This window comes from Limnohabitans sp. 2KL-3 (assembly GCF_001269405.1).
GTDB lineage: Bacteria > Pseudomonadota > Gammaproteobacteria > Burkholderiales > Burkholderiaceae_C > Limnohabitans_A.
Window position 1 is genome coordinate 23,254 of record NZ_CXON01000022.1, and the last position, 26,134, is coordinate 49,387.

General features: G+C 56.5%; 28 protein-coding genes and 4 tRNA genes. 14 read left to right on the forward strand and 18 right to left on the reverse strand.

Annotated features, from left to right (window positions below):
* Nucleotides 1–68 precede the first annotated feature (68 nt).
* The 11 genes from AMM41_RS18750 to folC all read right to left on the reverse strand — a co-directional run bounded on the left by AMM41_RS18750 (nucleotide 69) and on the right by folC (nucleotide 8,081).
* Nucleotides 69–145, reverse strand: a tRNA-Pro gene (locus tag AMM41_RS18750).
* Nucleotides 146–177: 32 nt separating this feature from the next.
* The gene (locus AMM41_RS18755) at nucleotides 178–636 is read right to left on the reverse strand and encodes a MerR family transcriptional regulator (protein ID WP_089962985.1); all 459 of its coding nucleotides are present in this window, start codon (nucleotides 634–636) and stop codon (nucleotides 178–180) included.
* 242 nt (nucleotides 637–878) lie between these two features.
* Nucleotides 879–955, reverse strand: a tRNA-Asp gene (locus AMM41_RS18760).
* Nucleotides 956–1,011: 56 nt separating this feature from the next.
* Nucleotides 1,012–1,087, reverse strand: a tRNA-Glu gene (locus AMM41_RS18765).
* 38 nt (nucleotides 1,088–1,125) lie between these two features.
* Nucleotides 1,126–1,201: transfer RNA gene (locus tag AMM41_RS18770), tRNA-Ala, on the reverse strand.
* Nucleotides 1,202–1,290: 89 nt separating this feature from the next.
* Nucleotides 1,291–2,676: a glutamate--tRNA ligase gene (gene gltX / locus AMM41_RS18775; protein WP_089962987.1), complete on the reverse strand. Its 1,386-nt coding sequence runs from the start codon at nucleotides 2,674–2,676 to the stop codon at nucleotides 1,291–1,293.
* A gap of 1 nt (nucleotide 2,677) precedes the next feature.
* Nucleotides 2,678–3,889 (reverse strand): O-succinylhomoserine sulfhydrylase, encoded by a 1,212-nt coding sequence (locus AMM41_RS18780; RefSeq protein ID WP_089962989.1) that lies wholly within the window; start codon nucleotides 3,887–3,889, stop codon nucleotides 2,678–2,680.
* A gap of 10 nt (nucleotides 3,890–3,899) precedes the next feature.
* The gene (purF, locus tag AMM41_RS18785; RefSeq protein ID WP_089962991.1) at nucleotides 3,900–5,414 is read right to left on the reverse strand and encodes an amidophosphoribosyltransferase; all 1,515 of its coding nucleotides are present in this window, start codon (nucleotides 5,412–5,414) and stop codon (nucleotides 3,900–3,902) included.
* Nucleotides 5,415–5,453: 39 nt separating this feature from the next.
* Nucleotides 5,454–5,948 (reverse strand): CvpA family protein, encoded by a 495-nt coding sequence (locus AMM41_RS18790; RefSeq protein ID WP_089962993.1) that lies wholly within the window; start codon nucleotides 5,946–5,948, stop codon nucleotides 5,454–5,456.
* 1 nt (nucleotide 5,949) lies between these two features.
* The gene (locus AMM41_RS18795; protein ID WP_089962996.1) at nucleotides 5,950–6,783 is read right to left on the reverse strand and encodes an SPOR domain-containing protein; all 834 of its coding nucleotides are present in this window, start codon (nucleotides 6,781–6,783) and stop codon (nucleotides 5,950–5,952) included.
* An 8-nt stretch (nucleotides 6,784–6,791) separates the two neighbouring features.
* Nucleotides 6,792–8,081, reverse strand: a complete 1,290-nt coding sequence (folC, locus tag AMM41_RS18800) for a bifunctional tetrahydrofolate synthase/dihydrofolate synthase (RefSeq protein ID WP_089962998.1) — start codon at nucleotides 8,079–8,081, stop codon at nucleotides 6,792–6,794.
* Between the two features lie 50 nt (nucleotides 8,082–8,131).
* Here folC and AMM41_RS18805 point away from each other — a divergent pair, with 50 nt between their 5' ends.
* The 6 genes from AMM41_RS18805 (at nucleotide 8,132) to AMM41_RS18830 (ending at nucleotide 11,835) form a co-directional block, all read left to right on the forward strand.
* Nucleotides 8,132–8,485: an arsenate reductase gene (locus AMM41_RS18805; protein WP_089963001.1), complete on the forward strand. Its 354-nt coding sequence runs from the start codon at nucleotides 8,132–8,134 to the stop codon at nucleotides 8,483–8,485.
* A 103-nt stretch (nucleotides 8,486–8,588) separates the two neighbouring features.
* Nucleotides 8,589–9,287 (forward strand): glycine zipper 2TM domain-containing protein, encoded by a 699-nt coding sequence (locus AMM41_RS18810; protein WP_089963003.1) that lies wholly within the window; start codon nucleotides 8,589–8,591, stop codon nucleotides 9,285–9,287.
* Between the two features lie 131 nt (nucleotides 9,288–9,418).
* Nucleotides 9,419–9,736 carry a pyrimidine/purine nucleoside phosphorylase gene (locus tag AMM41_RS18815; protein ID WP_089963092.1) on the forward strand — a complete coding sequence of 106 codons (318 nt, stop codon included), beginning with the start codon at nucleotides 9,419–9,421 and terminating at the stop codon, nucleotides 9,734–9,736.
* A gap of 19 nt (nucleotides 9,737–9,755) precedes the next feature.
* Complete coding sequence (gene argG / locus AMM41_RS18820) at nucleotides 9,756–11,096, forward strand: argininosuccinate synthase (protein WP_053174808.1); 1,341 nt, start codon at nucleotides 9,756–9,758, stop codon at nucleotides 11,094–11,096.
* A 215-nt stretch (nucleotides 11,097–11,311) separates the two neighbouring features.
* Complete coding sequence (locus AMM41_RS18825; RefSeq protein WP_089963005.1) at nucleotides 11,312–11,581, forward strand: DUF4160 domain-containing protein; 270 nt, start codon at nucleotides 11,312–11,314, stop codon at nucleotides 11,579–11,581.
* 11 nt (nucleotides 11,582–11,592) lie between these two features.
* A complete protein-coding gene (locus AMM41_RS18830) occupies nucleotides 11,593–11,835 on the forward strand; it encodes a DUF2442 domain-containing protein (protein ID WP_089963094.1) in 243 nt (80 codons plus the stop codon).
* Nucleotides 11,836–12,200: 365 nt separating this feature from the next.
* Here the strand turns inward: AMM41_RS18830 and murB are convergent, their stop codons facing one another.
* Nucleotides 12,201–13,253 (reverse strand): UDP-N-acetylmuramate dehydrogenase, encoded by a 1,053-nt coding sequence (gene murB, locus AMM41_RS18835; RefSeq protein WP_089963007.1) that lies wholly within the window; start codon nucleotides 13,251–13,253, stop codon nucleotides 12,201–12,203.
* Between the two features lie 41 nt (nucleotides 13,254–13,294).
* On the opposite strand from murB, the gene AMM41_RS18840 reads away from it, so the two are divergent.
* Nucleotides 13,295–13,780 carry a YajQ family cyclic di-GMP-binding protein gene (locus AMM41_RS18840; protein ID WP_089963010.1) on the forward strand — a complete coding sequence of 162 codons (486 nt, stop codon included), beginning with the start codon at nucleotides 13,295–13,297 and terminating at the stop codon, nucleotides 13,778–13,780.
* A 27-nt stretch (nucleotides 13,781–13,807) separates the two neighbouring features.
* Here AMM41_RS18840 and AMM41_RS18845 read toward each other — a convergent pair whose 3' ends face one another.
* From AMM41_RS18845 to AMM41_RS18865, 5 genes are all read right to left on the reverse strand, one after another.
* Nucleotides 13,808–14,167: a RidA family protein gene (locus tag AMM41_RS18845; RefSeq protein ID WP_089963012.1), complete on the reverse strand. Its 360-nt coding sequence runs from the start codon at nucleotides 14,165–14,167 to the stop codon at nucleotides 13,808–13,810.
* Entirely contained in the window at nucleotides 14,164–14,793 is a 630-nt protein-coding gene (gene plsY, locus AMM41_RS18850; RefSeq protein ID WP_089963015.1) for a glycerol-3-phosphate 1-O-acyltransferase PlsY, read from the reverse strand. Before plsY ends, AMM41_RS18845 begins: the two co-directional genes overlap by 4 nt.
* A gap of 28 nt (nucleotides 14,794–14,821) precedes the next feature.
* Nucleotides 14,822–15,313: an aminoacyl-tRNA deacylase gene (locus AMM41_RS18855; RefSeq protein ID WP_089963020.1), complete on the reverse strand. Its 492-nt coding sequence runs from the start codon at nucleotides 15,311–15,313 to the stop codon at nucleotides 14,822–14,824.
* Nucleotides 15,314–15,322: 9 nt separating this feature from the next.
* Nucleotides 15,323–16,384, reverse strand: a complete 1,062-nt coding sequence (locus AMM41_RS18860; RefSeq protein WP_089963022.1) for an aldo/keto reductase — start codon at nucleotides 16,382–16,384, stop codon at nucleotides 15,323–15,325.
* Between the two features lie 192 nt (nucleotides 16,385–16,576).
* Complete coding sequence (locus AMM41_RS18865; protein WP_368664977.1) at nucleotides 16,577–18,424, reverse strand: acyl-CoA synthetase; 1,848 nt, start codon at nucleotides 18,422–18,424, stop codon at nucleotides 16,577–16,579.
* Nucleotides 18,425–18,449: 25 nt separating this feature from the next.
* Between AMM41_RS18865 and AMM41_RS18870 the strand changes: the two genes are divergently transcribed.
* From AMM41_RS18870 to AMM41_RS18900, 7 genes are all read left to right on the forward strand, one after another.
* Complete coding sequence (locus AMM41_RS18870; RefSeq protein WP_089963028.1) at nucleotides 18,450–19,376, forward strand: alpha/beta fold hydrolase; 927 nt, start codon at nucleotides 18,450–18,452, stop codon at nucleotides 19,374–19,376.
* A gap of 135 nt (nucleotides 19,377–19,511) precedes the next feature.
* Nucleotides 19,512–20,249: a sugar transferase gene (locus tag AMM41_RS18875; protein ID WP_089963031.1), complete on the forward strand. Its 738-nt coding sequence runs from the start codon at nucleotides 19,512–19,514 to the stop codon at nucleotides 20,247–20,249.
* Nucleotides 20,249–21,748: an LbetaH domain-containing protein gene (locus AMM41_RS18880; protein WP_089963034.1), complete on the forward strand. Its 1,500-nt coding sequence runs from the start codon at nucleotides 20,249–20,251 to the stop codon at nucleotides 21,746–21,748. Before AMM41_RS18875 ends, AMM41_RS18880 begins: the two co-directional genes overlap by 1 nt.
* A gap of 1 nt (nucleotide 21,749) precedes the next feature.
* Nucleotides 21,750–22,091 (forward strand): STAS domain-containing protein, encoded by a 342-nt coding sequence (locus tag AMM41_RS18885; protein ID WP_089963037.1) that lies wholly within the window; start codon nucleotides 21,750–21,752, stop codon nucleotides 22,089–22,091.
* Nucleotides 22,088–22,474, forward strand: coding sequence for a hypothetical protein (locus tag AMM41_RS18890; protein ID WP_146186299.1), 387 nt, complete (start codon nucleotides 22,088–22,090; stop codon nucleotides 22,472–22,474). The genes AMM41_RS18885 and AMM41_RS18890 overlap by 4 nt, the downstream gene beginning before the upstream one ends.
* A gap of 2 nt (nucleotides 22,475–22,476) precedes the next feature.
* Nucleotides 22,477–23,691: a glycosyltransferase gene (locus AMM41_RS18895; RefSeq protein WP_089963041.1), complete on the forward strand. Its 1,215-nt coding sequence runs from the start codon at nucleotides 22,477–22,479 to the stop codon at nucleotides 23,689–23,691.
* Nucleotides 23,675–24,850: a glycosyltransferase family 4 protein gene (locus tag AMM41_RS18900; RefSeq protein WP_089963044.1), complete on the forward strand. Its 1,176-nt coding sequence runs from the start codon at nucleotides 23,675–23,677 to the stop codon at nucleotides 24,848–24,850. Before AMM41_RS18895 ends, AMM41_RS18900 begins: the two co-directional genes overlap by 17 nt.
* 50 nt (nucleotides 24,851–24,900) lie before the next feature.
* Here AMM41_RS18900 and AMM41_RS18905 read toward each other — a convergent pair whose 3' ends face one another.
* Nucleotides 24,901–26,022, reverse strand: a complete 1,122-nt coding sequence (locus AMM41_RS18905) for a glycosyltransferase family 4 protein (RefSeq protein ID WP_194944872.1) — start codon at nucleotides 26,020–26,022, stop codon at nucleotides 24,901–24,903.
* Between the last annotated feature and the right edge of the window lie 112 nt (nucleotides 26,023–26,134).

Here is a 26,134-nt window from a genome sequence, read left to right on the forward strand (position 1 = left end):
CTCAAGCCACAATGAAAAACGGGTCACAGCCTTGTGAGCTGTAACCCGTTGATTTCATTAGGAATAAATGGTCGGCGTGGCGGGATTCGAACTCGCGACCCCTTGCACCCCATGCAAGTGCGCTACCAGGCTGCGCTACACGCCGACAAGATTAAGATTATAGCCTGTTCTGGGGCCTTAAATGGACAAAAGGGCTCTTATTTGCAAAAGCTCTTCATGAATCTGCACAGGAGTCATCTGCGGCAAAGGCAAAGCCGACATCAATGAGGTTGGCCCTGCATCCATGTCTGTGTTCATGCCCTCTTCCATGTCCAGCAAAAAATCTTCTTCCGCGGTGTCCACTTCGTTTTGTGACAAACGAGAGAGTTGGCGTTCAGTTTGGACCAGTTCCTGCAATTTGTTGCGAGCACCGCTGATCGTGAACCCTTGGTCATACAGAAGACCTCGGATGCGCCGGATCATCATCACCTCGTGACGCTGGTAGTAACGTCTGTTGCCTCTGCGCTTGACGGGGCGAAGTTGGGTAAATTCTTGCTCCCAATAGCGAAGGACGTGGGGTTTGACGCCACACAGCTCACCGACTTCACCAATGGTGAAGTAGCGCTTGGCCGGAATGGGTGGGAGCAAACTGTCCATGTTTGACAACGAGTTACCTAGAAAACCTAGTAGCTTACTGCAACTGTGCAACCTTCGTCCAGCACTGCTTGTGAGCACTTTCCCTGTAAAAGACGCAGTGAACCGATCGCTTCAATGAACACGATCACTGCGGCTTGAGAGACTTGATGCAGGCCAGAATGTCAGTCGTCGCGGCCCAATCTCTAGAATTGGCGCTCCTGAAATGAAAAAAGCCCAAGTAGATAACTACTTAGGCTTTGATCTGGCGGAGTGGACGGGACTCGAACCCGCGACCCCCGGCGTGACAGGCCGGTATTCTAACCAACTGAACTACCACTCCTGGTAGCTGTAACTTTTGTCAGACTGCCTTAGCAACTGACCAAGTGCTACAAAACTTGGCGACCCTACGGGGATTCGAACCCCGGTACTCACCGTGAAAGGGTGATGTCCTAGGCCTCTAGACGATAGGGTCATAACCTGGACTGATTCTTTCGAATCTTCTCGACACTTTGGTGGAGGTAAGCGGGATCGAACCGCTGACCTCTTGCATGCCATGCAAGCGCTCTCCCATCTGAGCTATACCCCCTTTGACATTCAAGACTTTAAACTACGTTACCGCTGTTTGCTTTCTTGTTATGCCTCGTTGGTGTCGAGACTTGAATTATAGACAGGTTTTTAGGCATTTTTTAAGTTGGCGAGAATTTTTTCTCTTTTACTCAAAAAAAGTACGGCATCCAGCGATGGCGTCTGTGCCGTGCCCATGACCAAGACACGCACGGGCATGGCCAGCTGAGGCATTTTCAGCCCAACTTCGCCCAAGGTTTCCTTGATGGCCGCAGCAATTGAAGCCTTGTCCCAAGTGCATGTTGCCAACTTGTCCGCCAGCACGCCCAAAGCCGGTTTCACGGCATCGGTCACATGCAAGGCTTTCTCTTGTGCATTGGGCACCACATCGAGGTAGAAAGCAGAAATCCATTGGGCCAAAACGACCAAGGTGTCGCATCGGTCTTTGAACAAGCCGCAAATGCTGGCCAAACGCTCATCGGCCACCACACCCAATTTGTCCAAAAAGGGTTGCACATGAACGGCCAGAGCGTCATCGCTCATGGCCTTGAGGTGCTGGGCGTTGACCCACTTGAGCTTGGCTTCGTCGAATTGCGCAGCGCTGCGTCCCAAGTGGTCCAAATTGAACCACTCCAGGAACTGTGCTCGGCTGAAAATTTCGTCATCGCCATGGCTCCAACCCAGCCGCGCCAAATAATTGACCATGGCATCGGGCAGATAGCCTTCGTCGCGGTACGCCGTCACGGCTTTGGCGCCATTGCGTTTGCTCATCTTCTCGCCCTGCTCGTTGAGCACGGTGGGCAGGTGGGCGTAAACCGGAGGCTCTTTGCCGAGGGCTTTGAAGATGTTGATCTGGCGCGGCGTGTTGTTCACATGGTCATCGCCTCGGATCACATGCGTGATTTGCATGTCAATGTCGTCCACCACCACGCAAAAGTTATAGGTGGGCGTGCCATCGGGGCGAGCAATGACCAGGTCGTCCAGCTCGTCATTGCTGATTTCAATCAGGCCTTTGACCTTGTCATTCCAGGCGACCACACCACCGATGGGGTTCTTGAATCGCAGCACTGGCTTCACACCCTCGGGAACCGCGGGCAAGGTTTTGCCTTCTGCGGGACGCCAAGTACCGTCGTAGCGGGGTTTTTCCTTGCTGGCCATTTGGCGCTCACGCAAAGCATCCAAATCTTGCATGCTCATATAGCAGGGGTAAACGTGCCCTGCCGCGATCAATTCGGCCAGAACGGCCTTGTACCGCTCCATGCGCTGCATTTGGTAGAAGGGACCTTCATCGTGGTTGAGTTCCAGCCAAGCCATGCCTTCGATGATCACATCGACAGAAGCCTGGGTGGAGCGATCGAGGTCGGTGTCTTCAATGCGCAAAATAAAGTCGCCGCCTGTCGCGCGGGCAAAAGCCCAAGGGTACAAAGCCGAGCGGATGTTGCCCAGGTGAATGAAGCCCGTGGGCGATGGGGCAAAGCGGGTGCGTGTTTTGGTCATATCAGAGGGTATCGAGACCACGGGAGAGGTCTTTTTGAACATCTTGGGGGTATTCGAGGCCAACGGCCACCCGGATCAGGCCTTGGCCAATGCCGGCAGCTTGGCGCTGCGCCTCGGTCAGTCGACCGTGCGAGGTGCTGGCGGGGTGAGCCACCATGGTTTTGGTGTCGCCCAAATTGGTGGCCAGCGACAGCATTTGCATTTGGTCCATGACGTGGAAAGCTCGTTGACGCGATTGCTCTGGGCCATCGGCTTTCACATCGAAGGACAACACGGCCCCCCCCAGACCCGACATCTGGCGCATCGCCAAGTCGTGTTGGGGGTGACTGGCCAAACCGGGGTAATGCACACGGGCCACGGCGGGATGCGTTTCCAGCCATTCGGCCAAAATTTGTGCGCGGCTTGTTTGAGCACGCATGCGAAGGTCCAGTGTTTCCAGGCCCTTGAGCACCACCCAAGCATTAAAAGGGGCCAGTGTCATGCCGCCACTTTTGAGCACAGGCAAAAATTTCTCTGTGATCATTTGCTGCGAAGCACAAAGCGCCCCCGCCATCACCCGGCCTTGGCCATCCAGGTATTTGGTGCCCGAATGCATGATGATGTCCGCCCCCATGGTCACAGGGCGTTGGAGTGCAGGTGTGGCAAAGCAGTTGTCGACAGCAAACAAGGCACCAGCGTTGTGAGCGATGTCGGCCAATGCCTGGATGTCGCACACCTCGGTCAGGGGGTTGGTGGGCGTTTCGGCAAAGAGCAAACGTGTGTTGGGCCGGACCGCTGATTGCCATTCATTCAAATCGGTTTGCGAAACAAAGCTCGATTCAACGCCAAACTTGGCCAAATCCGAGCCAATCAATTTGATGGTGGAGCCAAACATGGAACGCGAGCACACCACATGATCGCCCGCCTTGAGCAAGCCCATGCACATCATCAAGATGGCCGACATGCCTGATGCTGTGCCCATGGCCGCTTCAGTGCCCTCCAATGCTGCCAAGCGCATTTCCATGCTGCTGACCGTGGGGTTGCCGTAGCGACCATAGGTAAAGCCTTCTTCGTCACCCGCAAAGCGCCGGGCGGCAGATTCGGCTGTAGGTTGAACGTAGCCGCTGGTCAGGTACAAGGCTTCGGAGTTTTCGCCGTACTGGCTGCGCTCCACTGCGGCACGCACAGCCAAGGTTTCGATGTGCAAATCGTCAAATCGGGAAGATGAGGTCATGTTTTTGGGCTCACACGCTGGCGTTGGGCAAAGCCAAACGCGAATTGTCGTCATCGCCCTCTTCGGTTTGAGGACGGGTTTGATTCAACCGGTTGATGTCAGCAGCGGAAATATCGCCCGTCACATACACCCCGTCAAAGCAAGACGCATCGAAGTCAGACAACACACCCGCTGCATTGACACGCGCTTGGGCGACCGCAGTTTTCATGGCATCCACGTCTTGGTAGATCAGGGCGTCACAGCCGATGATCTCGCGGATCTCTTCGATGCTGCGGCCGTGGGCCACCAGCTCTTCTTTGGTCGGCATATCAATGCCATACACGTTGGGAAAGCGCACAGGCGGCGCAGCGCTGGCCATATAGACTTTGCGGGCTCCTGCATCACGCGCCATTTGCACAATCTCGCGGCTGGTGGTGCCGCGCACGATGGAGTCGTCCACCAACAACACGTTGCGGCCCTTGAACTCACTCACGATGGTGTTGAGCTTTTGACGAACCGATTTTTTGCGCACCGCTTGACCCGGCATGATGAAGGTGCGGCCCACGTAGCGATTTTTGACAAAGCCTTCGCGGTAAGGAATGCCCAGCAAATGGGCCAATTGGGTGGCGCTCGGACGGCTGGACTCGGGGATCGGAATCACCACATCAATGTCGTTGGGTGGCACAGTGGAAATCACGCGTTTGGCCAGTGTCTCGCCCAAATTCAAGCGGGCTTGGTACACCGAGATGCCGTCCATGGTCGAGTCGGGTCGGGCCAAGTAAACGTATTCAAAGATGCAAGGGCTCAATTGCGCTTTGTCGGCACATGCTTGGGTGTGCACCTGGCCTTCAAGGTCAACAAAAATGGCTTCCCCTGGGGCCACGTCACGCTCAAATTGGTGCGATGTGCCATCCAAAGCCACCGACTCGCTGGCCAGCATGACAGACCCGTCCTCACTGCGGCCCAGGCACAAAGGCCGAATGCCATGCGGGTCACGAAAAGCAACCAGGCCATGCCCTGCGATCAAGGCGATCACGGCGTAAGAACCTTTGACACGGCGGTTCACACCACGCACAGCCTCAAACACATCCATGGGTTTGAGCGGCAAGCCACGCGTGGTTTTTTCCAACTCATGGGCCAAGACGTTGAGCAAGACCTCGGAGTCACTGTCGGTGTTGATGTGGCGGTGGTCCACTGAGAACAACTCCGCTTTCAACGCATGGGCATTGGTCAAGTTGCCGTTGTGCACAAGCACCAAGCCAAAAGGTGCATTCACATAAAAGGGCTGGGCCTCTTCTTCGCTGAATGCGTTGCCCGCCGTGGGGTAACGCACTTGGCCCAATCCGCAGTTGCCCGGCAAGCTGCGCATATTGCGGGTACGAAACACATCACGCACCATGCCTTTGGCTTTGTGCATGAAAAACTTCCGGTCCAGCTGCGTGACAATGCCCGCCGCATCTTGACCGCGGTGTTGCAAGAGCAACAAGGCGTCATAAATCAACTGGTTGACCGGAGCGCTACTGACAACGCCAACAATTCCACACATACTTTTAATCCGTTCAAAAAACGATGCGCCCCAAACAAATCAGGGCAATATCTCTGCAAAACTCTGTGGCAACAATGGCTTCAATCGGTCCAAACTTGCGCTCAAAAACACAGGTCCACGGGCATTTTTCCACCAGACTTCGGTTGAAAAACCAGTCAACTGAACGACCACCGTCAGGGCGAGCAGCAACACCAGGCCACGGGCCAAGCCAAACAAAGCCCCCAAGCTGCGGTCTACGGGACGCAAGCCCACGGTTTCCACCAACTTTTTGATCAGCCAAGAGACCAAGCCCGCAGCAAACAATGAGGCGATGAACACCACCACAAAAGCAATGGCGTATTGCACGGGCTCAGCCGCACCTTTTAGAAATGGCAGCCAAACGATCACATCTGAGGCGAACCATTGGGCCAAAACGAATGCGGCCACCCAACCGGCCAAAGAGAGCACTTCGTAAACAAGTCCCCTCCAAAAACCGACCATCATGGAAACGAACAAAACACCCAGCAAAATCCAGTCAGTCAGAGAAACGTCCACGTCATAACCTCAGCACAGCGGGCGAAAAACCCATGGCCCGGATCCGTGCGGCAATTTTGTCTGCCTCCTCTCGCGATCCAAATGGTCCCACTCGCACACGGGTGGACGTTTTCCCCTCTTTGTCTTCAATCGATTGGGTGTAGGTGACCAAGCCCCCTTGTTCGAGCTTTTTACGGACTTCACGAACTCTGCTTGCATCCGAAAATGCGCCCACTTGGATGACGTGCCTCTCTACAACTGCAGGATTGTCCCGACCATCCAACAAAGACTTGGCTTTGCTCCCATCGTCTTTTGGTTGGGGCTTGACCGGTGGCACGGGATCGATTTTGGCAGGCACTGGCTTGGGTTCTACCGGCTTGGCTTGTGCAGGCTTGACGTCGACAGGAACCGGCGCAGGGGCAGGCTTGGCACTGACCACAGGGGCCGATCGCACAACCACTTCTTCCCGATCATCCAGCCCGGCTTGGACGGGCAAAGGCTTGGACTCATTGACCGACGGCTTCACAGGCACGGGGGCCACAGGCGAAACAGATGCCACTGGCGCTACAGCTACAGGAACCACCGGAGTCACTGGCGCGGCGGCGGCCAATGCAGGGGTCGAATGTCTGTCAGGAATAACAATGGGCGTATCCACAGCCACAGGACGTGGTTGGGTGTCAAACAACAAAGGAAAGCCCAGTACCGCCACCAGAACCAATACCACGGCACCCATCAAACGGTGACGTGCTCTCCTTCTGACGATGTCGATGTTTTCACTCGCACTTGCAACAGCCACTTCTGCAACGGGGGCATCGGGGTCAGCCTGACCGGGTACACGGAACTTGAAAAACGCCATGGCGATGTTCAGGGGCTGAGGTGTTTGGCCTGAAGACGTGGAATGCCATCTTGCAAAACACCCCCCACTGTATGGAAGGAACCAAAGACCACGATTCTATCAGCCGGGTCTGCGTTCTTGATGGCTGCCTGGAAAGCCTCCATGGGCTTGGCATGAACACTGCTTGTCGCATCTTTGCGCGTGTTTTGGGTCTGCCAAAGCGCTTGAAGCTGCTCGGCCGTCGCTGCCCGGCTCAGGGGTAAATCTGTGAAGTACCACTTGTCCACCATCGGACTGACCCGCTTGAGCATGGGCAAGAGGTCTTTGTCACCCATGGCACCCAACACTGCATGGGTGGTGGGATAAAACCCCATGGCATCCAGATTGACGGCCAGGGCAGCCACAGAGTGAGGGTTGTGTGCCACATCCAGCACCAACACGGGCTGACCTGGCACGATCTGAAAGCGCCCGGGCAATTCGACCATGGCCAAGCCATTGCGGATGGCCTGAGCTGTGACGGGAATTTGCTGACGCATGGCCTCCAAAGCCGCCAACACCCCTGATGCGTTGATCAATTGGTTGGCCCCGCGCAATGCGGGATAAGCCAGGCCGCTGTAGCGTCGGTCACGCCCAGCCCAAGCCCACTGCTGGGGATCACCTGAAAAATTGAAATCCCGCCCAAATTGCCAGAGCAAGGCACCCACAGTCTGGGCGTGGTCGATCACGCTTTGTGGGGCCACCGGATCGCTCACAATGACAGGCCGAGCGGCTCGCATGATGCCCGCCTTCTCGAAACCGATGCTTTCACGGTCGAGGCCCAAAATGGCCGTGTGGTCGATGTCAATGCTGGTGATGACCGCGCAATCCGTGTCGATGATATTGACCGCATCCAAGCGGCCCCCCAGACCCACTTCCAAAATAGCCACATCCAGCTGGGCTTTGGCCATCAGATGAAGGATGGCCAGTGTGCTGAATTCAAAATAAGTCAAACTGACATCACCGCGCACCGACTCCACAAAAGCAAAAGCCTGCGCAAAGACCTCAGAGGAGGCAGATTCGCCATGCAAACGGCAGCGTTCTTCAAAATGAACCAAATGCGGCGAGGTATAAACCCCGGTTCTGTAACCTGCTTGCAACAAAATGGCCTCGAGCATGGCGCAGGTTGAACCCTTGCCATTGGTGCCTGCCACCGTGATCACCGGGCAGTCAAAATGCAGCGCCATGCGGTCGGCCACTGTTTTGACACGGTCAAGCCCCATGTCGATGGCCACGGGGTGTAACTGCTCGCACCAATCGAGCCATTGTTGTAGAGTCTTCATAGGGCGCGATTGTCGCCGACTCCCACCCGCTTTCACGAGAGAAAAACAGCATGAACCTGATCGTTTACGGCATACCCAACTGCGACAGTGTCAAAAAAGCCCGCACATGGCTGGCCAGCCAAGACCTGGACTTCACATTCCATGACTTTAAAAAGCAAGGCGTGCCGCCCACCGAAATTGACAAATGGCTGGATGCTTTGGGCTGGGAAACCGTGCTCAACCGCAAAGGCAGCACTTGGCGAAAACTTGACCCAGCGGTGCAAGCGGGCGTGACCGACCGTGTCAGTGCCAAGGCCGTGATGCTGGAACACGCCAGCACCATCAAACGCCCTGTGATCGCTTGGCCCTCTGGACAGTTCAGCGTCGGTTTCTCACCAGACAGTTGGCCCCTTGAAAGCCGTTGAGTGCACTCACATGCTGAACAAAACAGAACTTTACATGCCCGTTATGGGCAACAGGACTGGCCAGCGCTACACTTGATTCATTCAATTGAAAAGGGAAAACCACATGAAAAATTTGGCAATTGCCCTCTTGTTGTTGTCCACCTGTGCAGCCCATGCTCAAGAGGTGGGACAGGTGATTTCACGCACTGCGGTTTACCAGCAAGTGATTGTGCCCCGCCAAACCTGCACACAAACCCCTGTGACCGTCTCCAACCCCAGCTCTGGGGCTGGCGCATTGATGGGGGCCATTGCGGGTGGGGCCATTGGCAACCAAATCGGCGGCGGATCAGGCCGCGCCTTGGCCACCATCGCTGGCGTGATGGGCGGTGCCATGATGGGGGACAAAGTCGAAAACCCTGGTACTCAAATCCAAAATCAGACCACTTGCACAAGCCAAAACGTTTATGAAAACCGGCTGACGGGTTACAACGTGGTGTACGAATACGCGGGCAAACAGTTCAATGTGGTCTTGCCCCAGGATCCTGGTCCAACCCTGCAATTGCAAGTCACCCCCGTGATGACCCCTCGTTCTGAATTGCCCAGCATCGAGGGCTCTACCCTGACAGCCACAGCGTCTGCGCCCTTGATGCCCAGCACAACGCCAACGGTGATCCATGAATCACGCGTGGTTTATGTACCCGCTCCGGTTTACAGAAGTTACGCGCCCGTTTACACCCATGTTGATCTGGCCTGGGGTTGGCGTCATGGCCATGGCCATGGCTATGGCCATGGCTACAGTCGAAGAGATGGCCGTTGGCGCTGAAAGACCTGGCCAGACATGAGCGGCCAACACCCCAATGAGCCTAAAATATGGGTTTGATTGACCGCAAAGGGCGTCTGAAGACGCCCTTTTCCATTGATGCGGGTCCTGCCCGCCCCCTTGAAGCACCCACCATGACCACCCAAACCATCGACGGCGTCTCCGTCAACACCCAAGCCAACGTTTACTTTGACGGCAAATGCGTCAGCCACGGCCTGACCTTGCCCGACGGCACCAAACTGTCGGTCGGCGTGATCCTGCCCGCCACGCTGACCTTCAACACCGGCGCACCTGAAATCATGGAGTGCGTGGGCGGTTCTTGCGAATACAAGCTCGATGGCAGCACCGAATGGGTCAAGTCCAGCGCAGGCGAAGAGTTCAGCATCCCTGGCAACTCCAAGTTCGAGATCCGCGTGACCGAGCCTTACCACTACATCTGCCACTTCGGTTGAACCCGCCGAACGAAACGATATGAGCACCATCCTGCAAAACCTGCCCAAAGGGCAAAAAGTCGGTATCGCCTTTTCGGGCGGCCTGGACACGTCTGCCGCCCTGCTGTGGATGAAGCAAAAGGGCGCCCTGCCCTACGCCTACACCGCCAACTTGGGCCAGCCTGACGAGTCCGACTACAACGAAATTCCCCGCAAAGCGATGGAATACGGCGCAGAAAAAGCCCGCCTGGTCGACTGCCGCACCCAGCTGGCCCACGAAGGCATCGCCGCCATCCAGTGCGGTGCTTTCCACATCTCCACTGGTGGCATCACCTACTTCAACACCACCCCGCTGGGCCGCGCTGTGACTGGCACCATGCTGGTGGCCGCCATGAAGGAAGACGACGTCAACATCTGGGGCGACGGCAGCACCTTCAAGGGCAACGACATCGAGCGCTTTTACCGCTACGGTTTGCTGACCAACCCAAGCCTCAAGATCTACAAGCCCTGGCTGGACCAGCTGTTCATCGACGAGCTGGGCGGCCGCGCCGAAATGAGCGCCTTCATGACCGCCAACGGTTTTGGGTACAAGATGAGCGCCGAAAAGGCCTACTCCACCGACAGCAACATGCTGGGCGCGACCCACGAAGCCAAGGACCTGGAAAGCCTGCAAAGCGGCATGAAGATCGTCAACCCCATCATGGGCGTGGCGTTCTGGAAGCCCGAAGTCGAGGTCAAGGCCGAAGAAGTGAGCGTGCGCTTTGAAGAAGGCATGCCCGTGGCTTTGAACGGCGTGGAATACGCCGACCCGGTCGAGCTGTTCCTGAAAGCCAACGAAATCGGCGGCCGCCACGGTTTGGGCATGAGCGACCAGATCGAAAACCGCATCATCGAAGCCAAGAGCCGCGGCATCTACGAAGCCCCTGGCATGGCGCTGCTGCACATCGCCTACGAGCGCTTGGTCACCGGCATCCACAATGAAGACACCATCGAGCAGTACCGCATCAACGGCCTGCGCCTGGGTCGCCTGTTGTACCAAGGCCGCTGGTTCGACCCGCAGTCCATCATGCTGCGCGAAACCGCCCAGCGCTGGGTGGCCCGTGCCGTGACCGGCACGGTGACACTGGAGCTGCGCCGTGGCAACGACTACAGCATCCTGAACACCGAGTCGCCCAACCTGACCTACGCGCCTGAGCGTTTGAGCATGGAAAAAGTGGAAGACGCCCCTTTCAGCCCGCTGGACCGCATCGGCCAGCTGACCATGCGCAACCTCGACATCGTCGACACCCGCGCCAAGTTGGGCATCTACGCGCACGCTGGCCTGCTGTCGGTAGGCGAAGGCCCGCACATCTACAAGCTGGATGGCAGCGGCAAGAAATGATTTTTACCTTGCTCTAAAGAGAAACGGCCTTCGGGCCGTTTTTTGTTGTCTTGCTTGATTTAGTTGTGTTTTCCGCCTTGGTACGGGTGCCTGCCGGCTCGCCTCATCACTCGCTTCGCTCGCCAAATCGGCGAGTCCAGCAGGCACCCGCGCCAAGGCTGCGTTACTGACCCAATCATCGTGACCATCTTCGATTCACCCCATACAATCCGCCCATGCCCACCATCAGCATGTTTTACGGAATCCTGGTCTCCATGTTCTTTGAGGACACGGACAGGCATCACCTCGCCCACATCCATGTGCGCTACGCAGGCGATAAAGCGGCCATTGCCATTGAAGATGGCCGCGTGTTGGCTGGAGGTTTTCCACCCAAGCAATTGAAAATGGTTCAAGCTTGGATTGAAATCCACAAAGATGAACTGCTTGCAGACTGGGAACTTGCCAAGGCTGGTGAGCAGCTCTATCCCATTGACCCTTTGCGTTGAGGAGCATGACCATGCAAGACTTGTTGGACGTGATCTTGGTCAAGCCCATGCAAAACCATTGGCTGGCTTTGTCTTTTGAAAATGGCGAAAACCGTCTGTTTGATGTCAAACCACTGTTAAGCAAAAAACCATTTGAGCCATTAAAGCAACAGCATGTCTTTGAGCAAGCTTATGTGTTTGCCGGCACGGTGAACTGGCCCGGCAACATCGACATTTCACCTGAAACCTTGTACGAAAGATCGGTGGCCGCCTAACCTGGAACGTCATTGAACGCGAAAGAATGTCGTGCGCTTTGCACCAATGAAAAACGGCCTATAGGCCGTTTTTTGTTGTCCTCTGGTTTTTTGCGTCGTGGGTGTTTGCCACCTTGGAGCGGGTGCCCGCCGGCTCGCCTCATAACTCGCTTCGCTCGCCAAATCGGCGAGTCCGCCAGGCACCCGCTCCAAGGCTGCGTCCTGTCAAAAACAGGGAAAGTCTTTGACCCACCAGCAACGCAGCACTGGGTATTGGCCTGAGCGGATCGGCCGATTTGGCGAGCGAAGCGAGTTATGAGGCCGACCGCTCAGGCCAATACCCAGGGCGGAACACAGGCACAACAAATCACAGCGAACAGTAAGCCTCAAATCACAACAGGCTCAGGCTCCAGCCGAATCCCGAACCGCTCATACACACTGGTCTGAATTGCCTTGGCCAGCGTCATCACCTCGCCCCCCGTACAAGGGTTCTCGCGTCCACCCCGGTTCACCAGCACCAGCGCCTGCTTTTCATAGACCCCGGCATGGCCCACGGTCTTGCCTTTCCAGCCGCAGGCGTCAATCAGCCAGCCCGCAGCCAGCTTGATCGTGCCGTCGGCCATGGGGTAATGCACCACTTTAGGCTCGCGGGCGATGATGTCGGCGCATTGCTCAGGGGTGACGGTGGGGTTCTTGAAAAAGCTGCCAGCGTTGCCGATCACAGCCGGGTCGGGCAGTTTGGCGCGGCGAATCGCCACCACCCAGTCAAAAATCTGCCGGGCATCGGGGTTGTGGATGCCCGTCTCGGCCATCTTGCGTTCCAGATCCAAGTAGCCCAACTCGGGCTTCCAGCGCTTGGACAGTGCAAAGCGCACCCGCAAAATCACCGCACGGCCCGCCAGGCCCAGGCCATCCTCGCCGCCCGATGCGTGCTTGAACACCGAGTCGCGGTAGCTGAAACCGCATTGCGCGGCGTTCAGGCTGAACATCTCTCCGGTGAACATGTCCATGGCGTCCAGCGAGTCAAAACGGTCTTGCAGCTCCACCCCATAGGCACCGATGTTCTGAACGGGCGATGCGCCCACCGTGCCGGGAATCAGGGCCATGTTCTCCAGCCCCGGGTAGCCGTTGTCCATGCTCCAGGCCACCAGCGCGTGCCAGTCCACGCCCGCGCCCGCCTCAATCAGCCAGTGTTTGTCGGTCTCACCCGACAAGCTAATGCCGGGCACCTCCATCTTGAGCATCAGCGCCTTGACGTCGCCCGTCAACACCATGTTGCTGCCACCGCCCAGCACCTGCCTGGGCAAGGTGGCCAGTTGCGGGTCGGCCAGCACGGCCAGCAGGTCGGCTTCGGAGCGCACCCGCACCAAAGCTTGGGCCTTGGCGGCGATGCCAAAGGTGTTGTAAGGCTGCAGGGGGACATTTTTCTCAAGGAACATGGGAGAATTGTCGCATTCTCAACCTTCGGATTTTTCCCACCATGCCCTCGTTTGATACCGTTTGCGAACCCAATATGGTCGAAGTACGCAACGCCGTTGACACTTCCGCCAAAGAAATCGGCACCCGTTTTGACTTCAAAGGCACATCTGCCAACATTGAACTCAAGGACAAAGAGGTCACGATGTTCGGCGACGCCGAGTTTCAGCTCACGCAGGTCGAAGACATCCTGCGCAACAAGCTGACCAAGCGCAACGTGGATGTGCGCTTTTTGGACATCGGCAAAGTCGAAAAAATCGGCGGTGACAAGGTCAAGCAGGTGATCAAGGTGAAAAACGGCATCGAGACCGAAGACGCCAAGAAGATCACCCGCCTCATCAAGGACAGCAAGATCAAGGTGCAAGCGTCGATTCAAGGGGATGCCGTGCGCGTCACGGGCGCCAAGCGCGACGACTTGCAAGCGGCCATGGCCCTGCTGCGCAAGGACATGACCGAGCTGCCACTGTCGTTCGACAATTTCCGCGATTGACGGGCCGCGAGGCCTTGCCCTCGTGCCTTAGCCCTTAACGGCAGCCGTCACCACCACTTCAATCTTGTAGTCCGGGTTGGCCAGCGCGGCTTGCACCGTGGCACGGGGCGGTGCGCTGCCCGCCACCACCCAGGCGTCCCAAACCTCGTTCATGGCCGCAATGTCACCGATGTCCTGAAGGTAAATTTGGGTGCGCAAGATGCGGGTTTTGTCACTGCCCGCCTCCAGCAGGCGCAGGTCGATCTGGCGCAGAACATCGTCCGTCTGGCTGCGGATGTCTTTGGCTTCGCATTCGGGCACCATGCCCGCCAAATAAACCACGCCATTGAAGACAGCGGCCTCGCTGTAACGGGCCGACACATGCAGTCGCTGAATGTCCTGGCTCATGCTTTTTTCTTTCCCAGTTGGGACTCTGTCCCTGCCAACAGGCGGTTGATGTTCTCGCGGTGCCGCCAGACCAAGAGCAAGGCCATGACGGCCAAGCTCAACACTTCGGGTGCCGAGGCCTGCCAGGCCACACCATCGCCAAAAAGATAAAACACCGGCGCAAACACGGCGGCGACCATGGAGGCCAGGGACACGTAGCGGCTGAAAAAGACCACGATGGCGAAAGTCAGCACCGTGGCCAGCGCCAACAGGGCATTTACGCCAATGACCACACCCACGGCGGTGGCCACACCTTTGCCGCCTGCAAAACCGAAAAACACCGGATACAGATGCCCCAGAAAAGCCGCCAGCCCCGCCAAAGCCGCCACCTGCGGACCCAAACCGTATTCGGGGCCGTATGCCAACACCATGGCCACGGGCAACCAGCCCTTGAGTGCGTCCAGCAACAAGGTCAAAATGGCGGCTTTCTTGCTGCCCGAACGCAACACATTGGTGGCACCTGGGTTTTTGCTGCCGTAGCTGCGGGGGTCGTTCAGGCCCATCAGGCGGCTGACGATCACCGCAAAACTGAGCGAGCCCACCAGGTAACTGGCCAGCACCACGCCCACTTGAATCAACATCTCCATCCGAATCTCCCTTGTTTTTGAATGGGCGTCATTCTGCCAGTGCGCAATTCACGGGTTTGGCGTCCAGCAGTTGCAGGCACACCTGCGGATCGATGCCCACCAGATACCCACGCCGCCCACCATTGATACAGATGCGCGGCAAGGCGAGGATGGTCTCCTCGATGAACACCGGCATCTGCTTGCGCGTGGCAAAGGGCGATGTGCCCCCCACCAAATAACCGCTGTGACGGTTGGCCACCTCGGGGGCGCACGGCTCAATGGACTTGAGACCCACTTGCCGCGCCAGGTTTTTGGTGGACACCTTGCGGTTGCCGTGCATCAACACCACCAGCGGCTTGGCGTCTTGATCCTGCATGATCAAGGTTTTGACCACGGAAAACGGGTCCATGCCCAAGACCTGGGCGCTGTGCTGTGCACCGCCATGCTCCAGGTACTCGTAAGGGTGCTCGGTGAAGCTGACCCCCTGCTGGCGCAACAGCGCCGTGGCCGGGGTTTCACTGACTTTGTCTTTCTTGGCCATCGCCCACCATCACAAGGCCGGATCGCGCATTTCCCAACGAATGGCATCAATCGCTTTGAGCACTTCGGGTGAGAGCTGGGTGCTCCAGGCGGCCAGGTCTTCATTGAGTTGCGCCAGCGAGGTCACGCCAATGATGGTGCTGGCCACGCTCCAGCGGTGGTAGCAAAACGCCAACGCCATCTGGGTGGGGGTCATGCCGTTGTCGCGGGCCAACTGGTTGTAGCGGCGGGCGGCCACCAAGGCCTCGGGACGGCCCCAGCGCTGCTTGCGCATCGAGTCATAACGGGCAATGCGGCCGCCATCGGGCACCAGCGGGCCGGTCAGGTCGTCTTGGTCGTATTTGCCGGTGAGCAATCCGAAGCCCAGCGGCGAATACGCCAGCATGGACACGTTCAAGCGGTAGCAGCTCTCATCCAGGCCGTTGTCATAGGTTCGGCTGACCAAGCAATAAGGGTTTTGCACCGTGGCCACGCGCGGCAGGCCATGCTGCTCGGCCAGACGCACGAACTCGTGCACACCATAAGGCGTTTCGTTGGACAGGCCGATGTAACGCACCTTGCCTGCTTGCACCAATTTCGCCAGGGCTTCGAGCTGCTCGTGGATCGAGGTGACCGATTTGTCCTTGGCCGGGTCGAAATACGTCATGCCAAAGACTGGAGCATGGCGCTCGGGCCAGTGGATCTGGTACAAATCGATCACATCGGTTTGCAATCGGCGCAAGCTGCCATCGCAGGCATTCAGGATGTCCTGCCCGGTCATGCCCGAGCCTTCACGGATCCAGGGCATGCCACGCGAAGGACCCGCCACTTTGGTGGCCAACACCAGCTTGTCGCGGGCACCGGGGTTCTTGGCAAACCAGTTGCCGATGAAGGTCTCGGTCGCACCACAGGTGTCGGCCGAAGCAGGCACCGCATACATTTCAGCGGTATCGATGAAATTGATGCCAGCGGCCAAAGAGCGGTCCAGGATGGCATGCGCATCGGCCTCATTCACCTGTTGGCCGAAAGTCATCGTGCCCAAGCAAATCGGAGTCACTTGCAGGTCGGATTGACCAAGTTGAACGAGTTTCATGGAATTTCCTGTGAAGTTGGGGTCGGTTGATGCGGGCACACGGTCGTCCCGGTCAAGCTATCTGGGTGGGTGTGATGCGGGAAACCTTATTTTGTCACGCCCGACGGCATGCCATGGGGACACACGCTGAGGGTCTGCCAGGGTCAATCGCGACGAGGACATTATTTCTGCCAAAAAAGGGGCGTTCCCACATCATGTGACAGCGTCCACTTCACCTCTTGCTCGTGCTTCTTCTTGCAGACGCAACACGCGACGCTGCACCTTGCCAGTGGTGGTCATGGGCAACTGGTCAATGAACTCAATTTCTTTGGGGTACTCGTAGGGGGCGAGCAAGGCCCTTACATGTGACTGCAGAGACTGGCGAACCTCGGCCTCAAACTCAGCGCTGCTGGCCGCGTTGGCCCGCTGCGCCAGCGCATCGGGCGAGAGCACCACATAGGCCTTGACCAGCGCCCCTCGGTCTTTGTCGGGCTTGGGGACCACGGCGGCGTTGGCCACGGCCGGGTGCTTGACCAGACAGTTTTCAATCTCGCCCGGACCGATGCGGTAACCCGCCGCCTTGAACATGTCGTCGGTGCGGCCTTGGTACCAGAGGTAGCCGTCCGCATCGGCCACAGCCATGTCGCCGGTGCGGCACCAGTTGCCCGTGTATTTGGCGGTGGTGGCTTTGTCGTTGTTCCAGTAACCCAGAAAGAACACCGGGTCGGGGTGGCCGTGCACATCCAGGCGGTTGACAGCCACCTCGCCTGGGGTGCCAGCGGGGCACAGCTGGCCCGCATCGTCGATCACTGCCACGCGGTGGCCCGGGTAGCCCTTGCCCATGCTACCGGGTTTGGCAGGCCACAAGCGGGCACAGTTGCCCACCACGTAGTTGATTTCGGTCTGGCCAAACATCTCGTTCACGGTCACGTCCAGCTGCTGCTGGCAATAAGCAAACACCGCATCACCCACCGCCTCGCCCGCGCTCATGATCGCCTGGAGCTTGAGGCGGTAGCGGGTTTTGGCGTCAGGCACCGCCTTCATCATGGCCTTGAGCGCGGTCGGAAACAAAAAGGTGTGGGTCACGCCGTGGCTGTGCAAGATTTCGAATGCCACCTCAGGCGAAAACCTTCCGTTGAAGGCCACAATGGGCCGGCCAAAGTACAGGCTGGGCAGCAGAGCGTCCATCAACCCGCCGGTCCAAGCCCAGTCGGCGGGTGACCAGAACACGGCTTTGGAGGCTTGTCCTGCTTTAAAAGGATCAAAGCCAAACCAGTTCTGGCTGCACACAAAACCCGTGAGGTTGCCTATCAAGGCCCGATGCGGAATCAAGGCCCCTTTGGGGTTGCCGGTGGTACCACTGGTGTAAATCAGCACCGCCGGATCATCGGCCAGCGTGTTCACTGGTTTGAAAGTCGCGACCTGCGAGGCGAGGGCTTGCGCAAAATCAAGATCAGACAATGGACCCGCTTCGCCCATGCCAATCAAGGTTTGCAAGCCCGGGCAATCTGACCTGGCCTGCAGCAGGGCCTGCACAGTTGACTCATCGCACAGCGCCACACGGGCTTGGCTGTCGTTGATGCGAAACGACAAGGCCTCGGGACCAAACAGCATCGACAGTGGCATGGCCACCGCCCCCATTTGCAACACCGCCATGTAAGCCACGGCTGTTTCAAATCGCTGGGGCAAGACAATCGCCACCCGGTCACCCCGCTGCACGCCTTGACGCTCAAGCACCCCACTCAAGCGATTGGCAGCGTTTTGCAATTGCTGGTAGGTCCAGCTTTGCCCCAAGCCCTGGCCCGCAACATGCTCACGAATGGCCACTCGGCGGGCCGTCGCGGCTTGCGCGGCCCATTGTCCGCAGCACGCCTGGGCCATGTTGAAGCGCTTGGGCACTTTCCAGGCGAAGCCTTGGTGAATGGCTGCATAGCGGTCCACGGGTTCGGGATGGGCTTGCGATTCGAAACCAGCATGGGGGCTTGCGGGGTTGCGGGCCTTGGTGAGTGACTTCAGGCCAGATGTTGGCACTGGACGGTCTTGGCTGCGACTGACGCTCATCGTGTGTCTCCTTATCATCCAAAGTATGTACCAAGTTCAACGCCCATCACAAAGCCAGTGGGTGCCGCTGCGCGGCTGCCGCTATCACGTCCGTCATTGGGGTGCGCATGCACCCGAAGCAACCCCGCTGGTATTGGCCCACGGCTGGATGGACGTGGCCGCCTCTTACCAGTTCATGGTGGACGCATTCAGCGAAGATTTTGTCAGCCAGCGCCCCATCATGGCCATGGACTGGCGTGGCTACGGCCTGACCGAATCGCCGCTCACCGACAGCTACTGGTTTCCCGATTATCTGGCCGACTTGGACGCCCTTCTTGATGCGCTCTACCCCGGACGTCCCGTGGATCTGGTGGGACACAGCATGGGCGGCAATGTGGTGATGATGTATGCCGGCGCACGGCCCCAACGGATCAGAAAACTGGTCAACCTGGAGGGTTTTGGCATGGCCCCCACCCAACCGTCGCAAGCGCCCGGACGACTGGCCCAGTGGCTTGACGAAATCAAACCCGTCAACTTGAATGAAAAAAAGCTCAAGCCCTACCCCAATGTCGAAGGCGTCGCCGCACGCTTGGTCAAAACGAATCAACGTCTTTCCATGGACAAAGCCCTCTGGTTGGCCCACCACTGGGCACAACCAGACCCAAACGGTCAATGGCACATTCTGGGCGATGCCGCCCACAAAGTCATCAATCCTTATCTATTTCAAGAAAAGGAGTCGCTCGAACTTTACAAAAAAATTGCCGCCCCCTTGCTTGCGGTAGAAGCAACCGACAACGCTCTAGCGCAATGGTGGAAAGGCCAATACACCTTGAGTGATTACCACGCCAGATTGCAGTGCGTGCCGGACCTTCAAATCGCCGTCATTGAAGATGCAGGCCACATGCTCCACCATGACCAGCCTGAGATTTTGGCCCGTTGCATCGAAAACCATCTGAAAAACACGGCCACCTGACAGGACCTCCGGACCCTCGTGTGTGGATGGTTCGGTTTCGAAACCACCTCATGAAGGTTTCGAAATTTTCAAAAAAACTCTCTTTTGTAGTATTATTAAAAGGACACTAATACCAAAAACTCAATGCATCGCTCGATGAAATCAACCGTTGCACACCATAGACCGCATTTACTCAAGGCACTTGAAGACCGTTACTCTGCTGCAGGTCCATTGAGTTTGCATAATTTGCGGGGTCTATGGAAAAGAAATGCTTGGTACGGCACCATTGTTCTCGCAAGAATACTTAAGCGCTCTATTGATATTTTAGGAGCTTCAGTCGGACTCTTGGTTTTATCTCCTGTTTTTTTGATTGTGGCCTGCGCCATTGGCTTGCACGATCGTGGCCCCATCTTTTTTGTCCAAAAACGCGTGGGCCAATGGGGACGAGAATTTGACTTTCCAAAGTTCAGGTCCATGGTCTGCAATGCAGAGGCCTTGAAAGAGCAACTGCTGTCTCAAAACCATCACAAAGATGGTGTCACCTTCAAAATCAATGGCGATCCGCGCGTCACACCGATCGGCCGTTGGTTGCGCAAAACAAGCATCGACGAATTGCCACAGTTGTGGTCCGTCTTCAAAGGGGACATGTCACTGGTTGGACCCAGACCCCCCATTCCCGACGAAGTCCTGAAATACAAACTCGCTGATCGCAGACGCTTGGACGTGAAACCCGGTCTCACCTGTTATTGGCAGGTTGAAGGTCGCGGCGACATTCCTTTTGCGAAGCAGGTTGAAATGGACATCCGTTACGTGGACAGCCAAAGCATCTGGGTCGACATTTGGCTGCTGATCAAAACCATTCCTGCGGTCATTCAAGGCAAAGGGGCCTATTGATGACTTCCGCACACACCCTGTGCGCCATCTTGATCGCTGGATCCCCCGCAGATGACACAGAGCGAACACCACTGGCCCAAGAAATTCCGCTGCACCTGACCCCCTTGTTGGGCAAAACGCCGCTCGTCTTTGCCGTTCAAGCTTTGGTCGAGGCAGGCATCACACACATCACCTGTTTAGGCTGGGATGAGCCTGAACAATGCCAAGCACAACTGCAGTCGGGACTTCAGTGGGGCTGCCACATCACTTGGCACTCCTTGTCTGGACCCCGCCAAGCCTTTGCACGTTTGGTGGACCTTGCACCAGCAGAGGGACCCTTTTTGTTGGCCACCACATGCTCCTTGATGCGGGTGTCATCCACGAACACGGCGCAGCCGGGCACCTTGCTGGAACCACCAGCAACAGACACATCCGACTGCTCACCTCTTTGGAACTGGGCCTGGCTGGATCGCCAACTTTGCCAAGAAATGAGCGCAGCACACCGTTGGCATGAATGGCCCCAGGCTTTGGCAGCAACTTGCCATTCACGAGTTCCCGCTCAAGCCCTGAGCCTGATGGATGGCAATGACCTGCTCAATGCCATACCGCGCATGATCAACCGGTCATTTCCCGTGGTTTTGGATGCCAGCGAAGTGGAGCCTGGCATTTTCTTGTCGAGAAACGTCATCATTCACCCGACGGCTGAAATCATCGCCCCGTTCTACGCCGGACCCGACGTTGAAATCGAAAAAAACTGTCGAATCGGACCGGCTGTGGCGCTCAGCGGGCGCACCCACATAGGTCACAGCAGTCGCCTGTCTGAAACCCAAATCGGACCTGACAGCTGGATTGGTGATGCACTGGACCTGCACGAATGCGTGGTCTTCAGGGGTGTGATCTGGAGCCGCAGACACCAAGCCCGCATGACCATTTTTGATGCACTCATTTTGGCGCACGGCAGCACACCCTTGAAATGGCACAGCCTCGTCAACGCCTTCACTGAACGCACATTGGCACTCATGCTGTTGTTTCTGCTGGCCCCTCTGTTGCTGTTGGCGGTCACTGCTTCGGCCGTCGCTCAAGCAGGCCCAAAGATCATTCAGTTGGTTCGTCCGGACATCAGCCACATGGCCATCCCGACAGTGGCATTCATCAGCTGGCTAGGTGCACACCCTTGCACCCTTGGCTGGAAACACATGGTGGGTTTTGTTCTGCCCAATTTGCCGGGTGTCTTGATGGGCAAATGCCACCTCATCGGTGCCCGGCCCAGAAGTCTCGATCAATGGGCCCAACTGCCGCTTGCACACCAACGGTGGTTGGCTCAAAAAGCCTGTGGTTTGCTGCAAGAGGAATGGGTTGTGGGTATCCAAGAAAACGATCCCCTGCAAAGCATGGTTCTGGAGCGTTACCAGGAAACCCGATCGCATGAGTGGACCTACAAATGGGGATTGATCTGGCGGTATTTACACAAAATCCTTGTCAACTCCAACCCCGTCAAACTTCAAGCCATAAAGACCTGACATGATCGAATTAAGCCAAGTCCTGCACGATGGCATCAATGAAATGACCCCCAGAATCAAGTCGCTGGATGCCTCCAATGTGGCTGTTTTCAAAGACATGCTGCGCGATCGCATCAAAGACAGCCCTTGTCTTTTGATGAATCTTGAGCACGTCGAATTTCTCGACAGTTCGGGCCTGGGCGCATTGATCTGGATGCTGCGTGAAATCGAAGCACAAGCTGGAAAAGTCAAACTTTGCAACCTTCAAAAACCAGTGGTCATGCTTTTAGAAGTGGTGCGCATGCACCGGGTCTTTGACATTTACAACGACAAAGCTGAGGCTCTGAAATCATGGGGAAAATGATTCTTTCATTCAACGCCAGCCCCATCGTGCCTGACGCCATGTCTTGGCAACCCGCGGTGGGTCTGTCACGACTGGATCACGATGAGGTCCTCATGGGCGAAATCATTGCATTGCTTGAAACTGCCTTGCGTGACCGCGTCCTGGACGTGAACATGCGGGCACATTCAAATGACTTCAACAGCCTGAGGCAACTGACCCACTCGCAGCTGCCCAGTTTGAAAATTTTGGGTTTTGATCAACAAGCCAAAGTGTTTGAAGCTTTTGAATCGGCTGTTGTCATGTCGGACGAATTGGCGTGCAAACGCTTGACCCCAATGGTCCAGAAAATTTGGATGAGCACCATTGAATCTCTGACGCAACACCAACGAACAGTGGCCCCCTGACCGTGCGCATCGGTGTGATCTCTGCACTGTATCCGCCGACGGCCATCGGTGGCGCAGAGATCATGGCGCAACAATTGGTGGACGGTTTGCGCAGCCAAGGCTTGGATGTCTTTGTTTTGACACTGCAAGCACCTCAAGCGCCCATGGCCGATGAACCACACATTCATCGTGTCCCCCTTCAAAATATTTACTGGCCCTATGAGCGGGGCCAAAAATCACCCTCTTCACTTCGACGATTGATTTGGCATGCCCTGGACACATCCAATCCCTGGATGACTCAGCAGGTTCGGCGATGGGCACTCGAAAAAAAACTGGACATCGTCAACACCCACAACCTGCAGGGGTTTTCGACGGGCATTTGGCCTGGTTTGCAAACATTGAACCTGCCCATCGTGCATGTGTTGCATGACTTTTCACTTTTATGCCCACGAACCGTGCTCTACAAAAACGGGCGCGTTTGTGGCCTGCATGAACGCAGGTGCACCGAATGCCGTTGGTTGACCGCACCACGCGCCAACCACACCGCTTCAGTCTCGGCCGTGGTGGGGGTCAGTCAATTCATTTTGCAGCTCCATCGTGAGCACGGCTTGTTCAGACAAGCGCAGGGGCAAGTCATCTACAACGCACTGAACCCCCAAAAAAGCCATCACCAAACCGCGACTCGGAGCCGCATCGGCCCACTCAGATTGGGATTTTTGGGCCGACTTGACCAAGCCAAAGGCTTGGATGTGTTGCTGGCGGCCGCAGAGATCCTGCGGTTGAAAGGCTTGCCCATCCAATGGGTGCTGGCAGGCAAAGGACCGAGTCAAGACATTGAACGCTGGCAAATGCAATACCCCTTGCTCGACCTTCAATGGCGTGGCCACATTGACCCTGACACCTTGTGGCCTGACGTGGATGCCCTGGTCTTTCCAAGCAATTCGTACGAAGCCCTTGGCAACGTCATTTTGGAGGCTGCAGCTTCCGCCAAAGCCAGCATTGCCAGTCGACATGGTGGCGGGGTCGAATTGATTGAAGAGGGACTCACGGGCGCCTTCTTCGAGCCCGGCAATCCAGAGGATTTGGCCAAGGTCATTTGGGCACTGGAGCAGGATCCCGAGCGGTGGCAAAACATGGGTCTGCATGCTCGTCAAAAAGCACAAGCCTTCACGTCACAACGCCGCCTGAGCCAATTCACCGATTTATTCAAGGATGTCCTGCATGCCCACCGCACATGAATCCCACACGCGGCGTGCACATCACCTTAAAGTGGCCATCGTTCATGACTGGTTGGTCATCTACGGTGGGGCCGAGCGTGTGCTCGAGCACATCATTGACCTTTACCCTGATGCCGATGTCTTTTCGTTGATCGATTTTGTGAAAGATGATCAGCGGCATTTTTTGCGCGGCAAAACACCCATCACCAGTTTTCTGCAAAAAATTCCAGGTGCACGCAACCATTACCGAAAAATGTTGCCCCTGATGCCACTGGCCATTGAGCAACTCGACCTCAGCAGTTATGACCTGATCATCTCCAGCCACTACAGCGTTGCCAAAGGGGTGTTGACAGGTCCCAATCAAACCCATGTTTGTTACTGTCATTCCCCCATGCGTTATGCATGGGACCACTACCACGAATACCTGCGCGAGATGAACTTGGAGCGGGGCCTGAAATCCTGGTTTGCCCGCTGGCAACTTCACCGCATCCGAGGCTGGGACATTCAAAGTGCCAATGGCGTGGACCAGTTCATCGCCAACTCCAAATTTGTGGCCAAACGCATCAGCAAATACTACCGTCGCACCCCTTGCGTGATCCCACCGCCCGTGGACACCGACTTGTTCTGTTTAGAGACTGAACGGGACAATTTTTATGTTTGTGCAGGCCGATTTGTGCCCTTCAAACGCATTGATCTGGTCGCACAAGCGTTCACCAGCATGCCAGACAAACGGCTGATCCTCATCGGTGATGGTCCTGAAATGGCCAAAATCCGAAGCAAAGCAGGACCCAATGTCACCTTCACAGGCTTTTTACCGCCAGAGCAAGTTCGGGCTTATTTGGCCAAGGCGCGAGCATTCATTTTCCCCTCCGAAGAAGACTTTGGCATCGTTCCCGTCGAAGCCCAGGCTTGTGGAACACCGGTGATTGCATACGGTCGAGGGGGTGCACTGGAAACCGTGATTCCTTGGCCTGGCACACCACAACAAGGTCTTTACCCCACGGGTGTTTTTTTCCATGAACAAACGGCAGAGAGTTTGTCGGAAGCAGTTTGGCAATTTGAACGGATTGCCACAGAGCTTGATGCCGAGAAAATTTGTCAGCACGCCCAGATTTTTTCAGTACCTGCCTTCAAAGCCAGCTTTGCACGGGCGGTCAATGAGGCCCTCAAAGCAGGCTAAAGACCCGCGATCGCGATCACAAACGACGCCACATGCCCATCAAAGATGGGTCATCGGCATGGTGCTGTGACGGCGTCCAAAATGACCGTGGCTGTTTGTCGCCAGACAAAAGTTCTTGCCCTGTCTTGCCCACGGCGGCTCATTTGCAAACGCAGAACAGGGTCGTGGACCAATGAACTCAATGCCGCGGCCAAGGAGGATGGATCATTCGGATCACAGTAAAGCGCCGCATCGGCACTGATCTCGGGCAACGCCGACGTGCGAGAGACCACAACAGGGCAACCGTGCCACATGGCCTCCAAGGGTGGCAAGCCAAAACCTTCATAAAAAGAAGGGTAGGCCATGACCGTGGCGCGTCGGTAGAGGGTCACCAATTCGGCATCAGTGACGTATCCCAAATGGTGAATTTTTTCGGTACTGAGCGTGCTGCGAGAGAAAACCCGATCATTTTTTTGACCCACAATGACGCAGGCTGGCGCATGTGGCCCCATTAGTTCCAAGGCCTTGATCACGCTCGAAAAATTCTTATTCGGGTTGTCACTCGACACCGCCAACACAAAGGGTCGATCGGCCAACAAGTCCATCAAAGTTTTGAGCCTTGGGGTCAAGTCTGGGGTCACACGCGCCATGTGATCCGCTCCCAAATGGGCCACGGTCAATCGAGATCGGTCCACTCCCATGAATCTGGCCAACTCACTGGCTGAAAAACTCGAATTGGTCAACACACCCAAACCCCAACGGGCCACCATCCAAAACATCAAGCGATACCACCAACGCAGCGTCAGCGTGAAGTTTTGCGGAATGGCAAATGTCTGAGCGTCGTGCAAAAACGTCCATTGATGCCGTTTGAACAATGGGGCGGTATTGCAAAAATTGAGCAAAAGACGACCCGCAGTGCAGCGTGGCAGGTCCCACTGCTCCCAGGCATGGCCTTGAAAACCCCCCGTTTGCCACAAACGCAGTTCTGGCCAAGGGTTGGACAGTGCTTCTGGCGTGCGTGGGGCAATCAAGCCAAAACGGAGCACCTGACCTGAACCCCGCCAGCATCCCTGTGAGTCCAGATGATGTCGTACCAAAGCTGAAATGACTTCGCGGGCCACGCGCTCGACCCCCGTCACAGGCCGCGTCAAAAAACGTGCGTTGATCCAGATGACCTGCTCTGGGGATAACATTTCTCCCGTCATTTCAAATCTTTTGGTTTAAATGTGGATAATAAAGAATAAATTCATCATATCTAAATTCAACAGCCCATCAAAGTGACAGAAACGTTATCACCCGTGAGTG

Bases quoted from the DNA above. Each gene is read 5' to 3' on its own strand.
- AMM41_RS18755 (WP_089962985.1), bottom strand. From the start codon at position 636: ATGGACAGTTTGCTCCCACCCATTCCGGCCAAGCGCTACTTCACCATT.
- gltX (WP_089962987.1), bottom strand. From the start codon at position 2,676: ATGACCAAAACACGCACCCGCTTTGCCCCATCGCCCACGGGCTTCATT.
- AMM41_RS18780 (WP_089962989.1), bottom strand. From the start codon at position 3,889: ATGACCTCATCTTCCCGATTTGACGATTTGCACATCGAAACCTTGGCT.
- purF (WP_089962991.1), bottom strand. From the start codon at position 5,414: ATGTGTGGAATTGTTGGCGTTGTCAGTAGCGCTCCGGTCAACCAGTTG.
- AMM41_RS18795 (WP_089962996.1), bottom strand. From the start codon at position 6,783: ATGGCGTTTTTCAAGTTCCGTGTACCCGGTCAGGCTGACCCCGATGCC.
- folC (WP_089962998.1), bottom strand. From the start codon at position 8,081: ATGAAGACTCTACAACAATGGCTCGATTGGTGCGAGCAGTTACACCCC.
- AMM41_RS18805 (WP_089963001.1), top strand. From the start codon at position 8,132: ATGAACCTGATCGTTTACGGCATACCCAACTGCGACAGTGTCAAAAAA.
- AMM41_RS18810 (WP_089963003.1), top strand. From the start codon at position 8,589: ATGAAAAATTTGGCAATTGCCCTCTTGTTGTTGTCCACCTGTGCAGCC.
- AMM41_RS18815 (WP_089963092.1), top strand. From the start codon at position 9,419: ATGACCACCCAAACCATCGACGGCGTCTCCGTCAACACCCAAGCCAAC.
- argG (WP_053174808.1), top strand. From the start codon at position 9,756: ATGAGCACCATCCTGCAAAACCTGCCCAAAGGGCAAAAAGTCGGTATC.
- AMM41_RS18825 (WP_089963005.1), top strand. From the start codon at position 11,312: ATGCCCACCATCAGCATGTTTTACGGAATCCTGGTCTCCATGTTCTTT.
- AMM41_RS18830 (WP_089963094.1), top strand. From the start codon at position 11,593: ATGCAAGACTTGTTGGACGTGATCTTGGTCAAGCCCATGCAAAACCAT.
- murB (WP_089963007.1), bottom strand. From the start codon at position 13,253: ATGTTCCTTGAGAAAAATGTCCCCCTGCAGCCTTACAACACCTTTGGC.
- AMM41_RS18840 (WP_089963010.1), top strand. From the start codon at position 13,295: ATGCCCTCGTTTGATACCGTTTGCGAACCCAATATGGTCGAAGTACGC.
- AMM41_RS18845 (WP_089963012.1), bottom strand. From the start codon at position 14,167: ATGAGCCAGGACATTCAGCGACTGCATGTGTCGGCCCGTTACAGCGAG.
- plsY (WP_089963015.1), bottom strand. From the start codon at position 14,793: ATGGAGATGTTGATTCAAGTGGGCGTGGTGCTGGCCAGTTACCTGGTG.
- AMM41_RS18855 (WP_089963020.1), bottom strand. From the start codon at position 15,313: ATGGCCAAGAAAGACAAAGTCAGTGAAACCCCGGCCACGGCGCTGTTG.
- AMM41_RS18860 (WP_089963022.1), bottom strand. From the start codon at position 16,384: ATGAAACTCGTTCAACTTGGTCAATCCGACCTGCAAGTGACTCCGATT.
- AMM41_RS18865 (WP_368664977.1), bottom strand. From the start codon at position 18,424: ATGAGCGTCAGTCGCAGCCAAGACCGTCCAGTGCCAACATCTGGCCTG.
- AMM41_RS18870 (WP_089963028.1), top strand. From the start codon at position 18,450: ATGTACCAAGTTCAACGCCCATCACAAAGCCAGTGGGTGCCGCTGCGC.
- AMM41_RS18875 (WP_089963031.1), top strand. From the start codon at position 19,512: ATGAAATCAACCGTTGCACACCATAGACCGCATTTACTCAAGGCACTT.
- AMM41_RS18880 (WP_089963034.1), top strand. From the start codon at position 20,249: ATGACTTCCGCACACACCCTGTGCGCCATCTTGATCGCTGGATCCCCC.
- AMM41_RS18885 (WP_089963037.1), top strand. From the start codon at position 21,750: ATGATCGAATTAAGCCAAGTCCTGCACGATGGCATCAATGAAATGACC.
- AMM41_RS18890 (WP_146186299.1), top strand. From the start codon at position 22,088: ATGATTCTTTCATTCAACGCCAGCCCCATCGTGCCTGACGCCATGTCT.
- AMM41_RS18900 (WP_089963044.1), top strand. From the start codon at position 23,675: ATGCCCACCGCACATGAATCCCACACGCGGCGTGCACATCACCTTAAA.
- AMM41_RS18905 (WP_194944872.1), bottom strand. From the start codon at position 26,022: ATGTTATCCCCAGAGCAGGTCATCTGGATCAACGCACGTTTTTTGACG.